2 protein-coding genes are annotated in these 1,385 nt (G+C 37.2%); both read left to right on the forward strand.

Features of this window, described 5'->3' with window-relative positions:
• A partial coding sequence (locus DKT72_RS17775) for a cyclin family protein (protein WP_111310118.1) occupies window positions 1–401 on the forward strand: 401 nt, incomplete at its 5' end.
• 2 nt (window positions 402–403) lie between these two features.
• Entirely contained in the window at window positions 404–1,312 is a 909-nt protein-coding gene (locus tag DKT72_RS17780) for an IS3 family transposase (protein WP_111310120.1), read from the forward strand.
• The last annotated feature ends 73 nt before the right edge of the window (window positions 1,313–1,385 follow it).

The raw sequence follows: 1,385 nt of genomic DNA on the forward strand, positions 1-1,385 counted from the left end.
AATTAGGCAAAAGTTCTTTGGATCTCTGGATGAACACATACGGTTCAGACCACTATCATCACAACCTTAAAAGAAGACGTTATACCAAGCTTCAGAAGCGTACCATCGTTACGGCCATTGAGCAAGGAAGGATGACCATTAAAGAAGCCCGTACAGCCTACAATATCAAAACAGAAAAGACCATAAGGGATTGGCTCTTGCATTTTAAAGAAGAAAAAGTTGATATTTGCATAGAAACACAACCTCTCATGGCAACCAAACAACCATCGGACAAACAGGCTTTGGAAAAAGCCCTACAAGAGGCAGAACTAAAGATAAAGGCTTTAAACACGCTGATTGATGTGGCTGAAGAACAGCTTAAAATCGATATCAGAAAAAAGTCTGGTGCCAAACAGTCTTAAAAATGAAGCAGTACTACCCTAAATTAGGGATAGGCTCGCTATGTCGATTGTTTGGCAAGACAAGACATGCTTACTATGATGCTCTCTGGCGTAAAGAACGCAGTCTGGTTAAAGAAGATATTATTCTCCAAGAGGTTCTCAATATTAGAAAACAGTTACCCAGATTAGGTGCTCGTAAACTACATTATGTATTAGATAAGAGGCTTTTATCTCACGATATAACCATTGGCAGGGACTATCTGTTCAATTTGCTATCCGAGCATAATCTATTGGTCAGACAACGAAAACGCAAAGCCATTACCACAGACTCAAGGCATTGGATGAAAAAGTACGGTAACCTGATTAAAGACATGTCCATAACCCGACCGGAGCAGGTATGGGTCAGTGATATAACCTATATCAGAATGGTTAATCAATGGGGATATTTAAGCTTGATAACAGATGCATACTCAAGAAAAATAATGGGACATAGCTTTAGGATGGATTTAACCGCACAAGGCTGTATAGACGCTTTAAAAATGGCTCTGGACAATAAAGTATACCAAGAACCAATGATACATCATTCCGATAGAGGCTCGCAGTATTGTTCTCATCAATACGTTGGTTTGTTGCTCAAAAACAAAACGGCTATTAGCATGACAGAGAATGGTGATCCTTATGAAAATGCCATAGCTGAACGTGTAAATGGCATTATAAAAACAGAGTTCAATTTACATTCTAGTGTTTTGGGCTTTGAGAAAACACAAAAATATATCTCACAATGCATTGATAACTATAATGGTTTAAGGCCACATGCTAGCTGTGATTATATGACGCCTAACCAAGCGCATTTAAAAACAATAAAGCTTAAAAAACGATGGAAAAACTATCAAACATATAACAATCCTAAAATGACTGTACAGTCATTTTAGGATTAAGAAAAAGAATTGTATAATTATATCAGGATTTATTTAATAACCTGTATAGTTATTTTAGGACGGGTCA

The sequence above is a fragment of the Confluentibacter sediminis genome (genome assembly GCF_003258355.1).
Taxonomy (GTDB): domain Bacteria; phylum Bacteroidota; class Bacteroidia; order Flavobacteriales; family Flavobacteriaceae; genus Confluentibacter; species Confluentibacter sediminis.

What these genes read in the sequence shown, in the direction of transcription:
- DKT72_RS17780 (WP_111310120.1), top strand. Translation starts at nt 404, where the DNA reads ATGAAGCAGTACTACCCTAAATTAGGGATAGGCTCGCTATGTCGATTG.